Source organism: Thermus arciformis (genome assembly GCF_900102145.1).
GTDB lineage: Bacteria > Deinococcota > Deinococci > Deinococcales > Thermaceae > Thermus > Thermus arciformis.
Genome location: NZ_FNBC01000069.1, coordinates 1 through 5260, shown reverse-complemented (window position 1 = coordinate 5260; position 5260 = coordinate 1). Strand labels below are relative to the sequence as shown.

The window sequence follows — 5260 nt, the reverse complement described above, 5'->3', positions numbered from 1 at the left end:
GGACCTCCTGGTGGACCTCTACCTGCTGAGGCGCCTGCCCCCCCTGGAGGCCAACGTGGGGAAGCGCCTGGTGAAAAGCCCCAAGCTCTACCTGCGGGACAGCGGCCTGGTCCACGCCCTCCTGGGGCTCCGGACCCTGGAGGACCTCCTGGCCCACCCGGTGGTGGGAAGGAGCTACGAGGGCTTCGTGGTGGAAAACCTCCTCCGGGTGCTTCCCGAGGGAGGCGAGGCCTACTTCTACCGCACCCGGGCCGGGGCGGAGGTGGACCTGGTCCTCCTCCTGCCCGGGGGGAGGCTCTGGGCCGTGGAGGTCAAGCGGAGCCTGGACCCCAGGCCTTCCCGGGGGTTCCACGAGGCGCTGAAGGACCTCAAGCCCCGGGAGGCCTTCGTGGTTTACCCGGGAGGGGAGGCCTTCCCCGTGGGGGAGGGGGTCCTCGCCGCTCCCCTCGGGGCGGTGATGGAGCGGCTCTGGAGGGGGTAAGCGCTCGCGCTCTGGTTTCGCGAGACTTTTAGGACGTGAGCAAGAACTCGGCTCTGCCCCTTCCCCCTCCTCGTCCAAGAAGGGCACTTGGAGCAGCAAGGCAAGGCCTTCGCCACCGAGGGGGATGAGGTGGGCTTGCCCTAGAAGGAGCACCTCCGCGTGGTGTCCTTCCTGGCCAAGCTTTCACAGAAAACCGCTCACGGCCCCTATAGGGGCGAACTCCCGGTCGGCCAGGTTTCAGCCGAGCAGTTCTTTCAGCTCTGCCACGAGCTCCTCAATCCTGGCCCGCCGCTCGGGGGGAAGGGCCTCGAGGTCAAGCCGTAAGAGCCTCTCCCCCACCTCCCGGTGCCAGGGCTTGGGGGCCCTCTCCCTCCGCAAGGCCTCAAGGTACGGGCTACGCCCGTGACCCCGGACCCGGGCCTTCAGCTCCCGCAAGGAGAGGCCCGCCTTCACCTCCTCCAAGAGGGCCTTCCGCAAGGGGTCATCCTTCACCTTCTTGAGTTCCAGGGCGGCGGTGTAGGGGATCGCCCCCTCCTCCAGGGCCCCCCTCAGGTCCTCGGGGAGGTTGAGGAGGGGGAGGCGGTTCTGCACAAAGCTCTCCCAGGTCATCCGGCCCAGGGCCCGGAAGACCTCCTCCACCCTCCGGGCCTCGGGGCTCCCCATAACGTTATGGGGAACCTTCCCCCTCGCCTCGTCCCGCATCCTGTGGAGCAGGGCCACCACCTCCTCCACAGGCCTCCCCAAGTCTTCCGATAGCAGGGCGAGGACCCCCACGGTCTCCTCGTAGGGGTTCAGGTCCTCCCGCTGGAGGTTCTCCACCAGGGCGAGGAGCCTCGCCTCCTTCTCGGAGAGGTCCACCACCCGCACCGGGACCTCGGAAAGCCCCGCCATGCGGGCGGCCCGGTACCGCCTCTCCCCGGCCACGATGGCGTACCTCCCGTCCCCCAAGGGCCGCACCAAGAGGGGCTGGAGGACCCCCTTCTCCCGGATGCTCTCGGCGAGGGCCTCGAGGTTCTCAAAGCGCTTGCGGGGCTGGGGAGAGGGGACGAGGGCCTCGAGGGGAAGCCTCTCCGCCCCCGCCTCCTCCTTGGCCGCAAGGCCCATGGCCTCGCGGAACATGCGCTCCATGACGCCCATCTAGACCACCTCCTTCTCCTGGGCCTCCACGCCCACCCGGGCCAAGAAGGCCTCCGCCAGGCGGCGGACCTCCTCCAGCACCCGCTCGTCCCCCACGGCGTGGATGGGCAGGGCCCGGTCTATGGCCTCCTTGTAGGGGCCGGGGCGGTAGGAGAGGGCGGGGGCGAGGGGGGCGATGGCGGCCGCCTCTTCCAGGAGGGCCCGCACCTTCTTGTCCTGGGCGGTGCGGCCATCGTACTTGGTGGGGATGAGGAGGCGCAGGAAGGAGACCACTTCCGGGGAGAGGAAGCGCAGGGCCCGCAGGGTGCGGAGGTAGTCCTTGCTCACCTCCACCACGGCCCTCAAGGCCTGGACCCCCTTGGCGCTGGTCTCCACGGGAACCAGAAGCCCCTCCCCCGCCAGGGCGGCCATGCCCGCGATGGGGCCCAGGGAGGGCGGGGAGTCAATGAGGACGAAATCGTAGCGCTTGAGGGCCCCGCTCTCCATGAGGGCGGTGCGGAGGAGGACCATCCCCAGGCTCTTGGTGGGGACCACCACCTCGGCCATGGCCAGGTTCATGTTGGCGGGGAGGAGGTCCATGGCGATCCCCCCCACCTCCACCCGCCGGGGCTCCGGCAGGCCCCTCCCCTCCACCACGGCAAGCAGGGTCTCCCGGTCCTCCACCTCGGCGAGGTCCACCCCGAGCCAGGCGGTGAGGTTGGCCTGGGGGTCGGCGTCCACCAGGAGCACCCGGTAGCCCCTCGAGGCCAGCTCAAAGCCCAGGTCCCGGGCCAGGGAGGTCTTCCCCGCCCCCCCGGCGTGGGTGAAGAAGGTGAAGACCCGGCCCTGGCCCTCCCTCCCCCCCTCCTCCTCCACGGGGACGTACCAGTAGCGGCCGAGGCGCACCGCCCTTAGCCGCCCCTCCCGGATGTGAAGGCGCAGGGTGCTGAGGGGAACCCCTGTTCTCCGCGCGTACTCCGGCAAAGGGATGAGCTTGGATTGCCCCATGGCGCAATGCTAATGGCGGGAAAGGCAAGCTGTCAACGCCTTGACGGGCGGGAGGCCCCGGGGTAGAGTGGACTTACCGACCGGTCGGTGGGGCATGGAGACCACGAGAACGCGCATCCTCCAAGAAGCCGCCAGGCTCTTCACGGAGAAGGGCTACGAGGCCACCAGCGTCCAGGACCTCGCCCAGGCCCTGGGGCTTTCCAAGGCGGCGCTGTACCACCACTTCGGGAGCAAGGAGGAGATCCTCTACGAGATCAGCCTCCTCGCCCTGGAGGGCCTGGTGAGGGCAGGGGAGAGGGCCTTAGGGGTGGAAGACCCCAAGGAGGCCCTCCTCCGCTTCATGGAGGCCCACGCCCGCTACTTTGAGGAGAACCGCCCCTTCTTCGTGGCCATGCTCCAGGGGATCCAAAGCCTCTCCCCGGAGCACCGGGAGGCCACCGTCCGCCTCCGCGACCGGCACGAGGAAAACCTCCGGGCGATCCTGAGGCGCGGGGTGGAAAAAGGCGTCTTCCGGGAGGTGGACGTGGCCCTGGCGGGGCGGGCGGTGCTTTCCATGCTCAACTGGATGATCCGCTGGTTCCGGCCCGACGGGCCCATGCGGGCGGAGGAGGTGGCCCGGGCCTACCATGACCTGATCCTGAGGGGGTTGGAACGTGGAAGTGCCTGAGCACAAGGAGATCCGGGAGCTCGCCCGGAGGTTTCTTTCCGAGCGGGGCGGGGCGCTTAGGGCCTACGAGGAGGAAGAGGCCTTCCCCTGGCCCCTAGTGGAGGAGATGGCGGAGCTCGGCTTCCTCGGGGTCTTCGTCCCCGAGGCGCTGGGGGGAGCGGGGCTGGACTTCTTCGCCTACCTCGCCCTCCTGGAGGAGATGGGGGGGTGGGCCTCCTTGCGCTCCATCCTCTCGGTGCAGCAGAGCCTCGTCCTCACCCCCCTCCTCGCCTACGGCACGGAGGCGCAAAAGGCCCGCTACGTGCCCCGCCTCGCCCGGGGGGAGGTCCTCGGGGCCTTCGCCCTCACCGAGCCCGAGGCCGGGTCGGACGCGGCAAGCCTCAAGACCCGGGCCCACAAGGAGGGAGACTTCTACGTCCTGGAGGGGCAGAAGACCTTCATCTCCCACGCCAACGTGGCCGGGGTCTTCCTCGTCTTCGCCAAGACCGAACCCGAAAAGGGGGCCAAGGGGGTCACCTGCTTCCTGGTGGAGCGGGAAGACGGGGTGAAGACGAGCCCCTTGAAGGGGAAGCTGGGCCTAAAGGCGGCGGACACGGGGATGGTCTACCTGGACGGGGTGCGGGTGCCCAAGGACCGGGTCCTGGGGAAGGAGGGGGAGGGGTTTAAGATCGCCCTCTCCACCCTGGACACGGGGCGGGTCTCCCTGGCGGCGGGGGCGGTGGGGCTCATGGGGCGCGCCCTGGACCTCTCCTTGGCCTACGCCAGGGAGAGAAAGCAGTTCGGTCGGCCCATCGCCCAGTTCCAGCTCGTCCAGGAGCACCTGGCCGCCATGAAGCTGGACCTCGAGGCCGCCCGCCTCCTCACCTACCGGGCGGCCTGGAAGAAGGTCAAGGGGGAGCCCTACACCCTCGAGGCCAGCCTGGCCAAGCTCTTCGCCTCGGAAGCGGCCAACCGGGTGGCCTACCGGGCCATCCAGGTCCACGGGGGGTACGGCTTTTTTGAGGAGTACGAGGTGGCGAGGCTCTACCGGGACGCCCGCATCCTCACCCTCTACGAGGGGACGAGCGAGGTGCAGAAGCTCATCATCGGGGCCCACCTCACGGGAGTAAGGGCCTTCGCCTAAGGGAGGGAACCCATGCCCATGTACTTTGAGGACTTTGAGGTCGGCCAGCGCTTCACCACCCCGGCCCGCACGGTGACCGAGGCGGACGTGGTGAACTTCGCCGGGGTCTCGGGGGACTACAACCCCATCCACACCGACGCCGAGTTCGCCAAGGAAACCCCCTTCGGCCAGCGCATCGCCCACGGGCTTCTGGTCCTTGCCATGCTCACGGGGCTCAGGCAGCGCTCGGGCCACTTTGAGGGCACGGTGATCGCCTGGCTGGAGATCCGGAACTACAAGTTCCTCAAGCCCGTCCTCATCGGGGACACGGTGCGGGGGGAGAGCGAGATCCTGGAGAAGCGGGAGACCTCCAAGCCCGACCGGGGCCTCCTGGTGCAGCGGGTGAGGGTCTACAACCAAAGGGGCGAGGTGGTGCAGGAGGGGGAGTTCGTGACCATGGTGCGGAGGAAGCCTGCTTGACGCCATCCCATCCCGGCGTGGGCCGGGACGGGAGCCCCGTGAGGATTACGTATGAGTCCCTTTGCCCGCTGGTGATCCAGCCCCCTAAACTTAGACACTTTCACCCTGCCTCCCGTGTGACGTCCTGTGTGCTTTGCCCCAGCGCCTCCTTCATCACCTCCCTCGGTGTCCGGTAACCGAGCCCCGAGTGCAACCGGCTCTCGTGGTAGTAGCGTAGGCGCTCCTTCACCACCTCCTTTAGCTCCCCAAGGCTTCTGGCCTCCAAAAACTGGTCTCCCCCCTCCCCCTTGAACCGGGCAAAAAAGCTCTCCATCGTGGGATTTCCTTTAGCCCCCATCAGGCTGTAGGAAAGCCGCTGCCCGTCCCTGAGAAGAAGCGTCCCCACCCAGTCGTGGCTCAGGAAAGG

At 68.4% G+C, this 5260-nt stretch carries 7 protein-coding genes; 4 read left to right on the top strand and 3 right to left on the bottom strand.

The window, feature by feature from the left end; genetic code table 11:
- Positions 1-481 (top strand): DUF4143 domain-containing protein (locus BLP62_RS13160; protein ID WP_143004384.1); only part of this gene is annotated, 481 nt, incomplete at its 5' end.
- A 237-nt stretch (positions 482-718) separates the two neighbouring features.
- On the opposite strand, the gene BLP62_RS13155 is transcribed toward BLP62_RS13160, so the two are convergent.
- Together BLP62_RS13155 and BLP62_RS13150 are read right to left on the bottom strand one after the other, a co-directional pair.
- Positions 719-1600 carry a ParB/RepB/Spo0J family partition protein gene (locus tag BLP62_RS13155; RefSeq protein ID WP_277621436.1) on the bottom strand — a complete coding sequence of 294 codons (882 nt, stop codon included), beginning with the start codon at positions 1598-1600 and terminating at the stop codon, positions 719-721.
- Positions 1601-1618: 18 nt separating this feature from the next.
- Positions 1619-2605, bottom strand: a complete 987-nt coding sequence (locus BLP62_RS13150) for an AAA family ATPase (RefSeq protein ID WP_093008727.1) — start codon at positions 2603-2605, stop codon at positions 1619-1621.
- Between the two features lie 94 nt (positions 2606-2699).
- On the opposite strand from BLP62_RS13150, the gene BLP62_RS13145 reads away from it, so the two are divergent.
- Genes BLP62_RS13145 through BLP62_RS13135 form a run of 3 tightly spaced genes read left to right on the top strand, consistent with a single transcriptional unit; the run spans position 2700 to position 4854 of the window.
- Positions 2700-3272 (top strand): TetR/AcrR family transcriptional regulator, encoded by a 573-nt coding sequence (locus BLP62_RS13145; RefSeq protein ID WP_093008726.1) that lies wholly within the window; start codon positions 2700-2702, stop codon positions 3270-3272.
- Positions 3259-4395, top strand: coding sequence for an acyl-CoA dehydrogenase family protein (locus tag BLP62_RS13140; RefSeq protein WP_093008725.1), 1137 nt, complete (start codon positions 3259-3261; stop codon positions 4393-4395). The genes BLP62_RS13145 and BLP62_RS13140 overlap by 14 nt, the downstream gene beginning before the upstream one ends.
- A gap of 12 nt (positions 4396-4407) precedes the next feature.
- Complete coding sequence (locus tag BLP62_RS13135; RefSeq protein WP_093008724.1) at positions 4408-4854, top strand: MaoC family dehydratase; 447 nt, start codon at positions 4408-4410, stop codon at positions 4852-4854.
- 100 nt (positions 4855-4954) lie between these two features.
- Here the strand turns inward: BLP62_RS13135 and BLP62_RS13130 are convergent.
- Positions 4955-5260 (bottom strand): integrase core domain-containing protein (locus tag BLP62_RS13130; protein WP_143004383.1); only part of this gene is annotated, 306 nt, incomplete at its 5' end.

Excerpts from the sequence above, each read along its gene's own strand:
- BLP62_RS13135 (WP_093008724.1), top strand. The coding sequence starts at position 4,408 with ATGCCCATGTACTTTGAGGACTTTGAGGTCGGCCAGCGCTTCACCACC.
- BLP62_RS13145 (WP_093008726.1), top strand. The coding sequence starts at position 2,700 with ATGGAGACCACGAGAACGCGCATCCTCCAAGAAGCCGCCAGGCTCTTC.
- BLP62_RS13150 (WP_093008727.1), bottom strand. The coding sequence starts at position 2,605 with ATGGGGCAATCCAAGCTCATCCCTTTGCCGGAGTACGCGCGGAGAACA.
- BLP62_RS13155 (WP_277621436.1), bottom strand. The coding sequence starts at position 1,600 with ATGTTCCGCGAGGCCATGGGCCTTGCGGCCAAGGAGGAGGCGGGGGCG.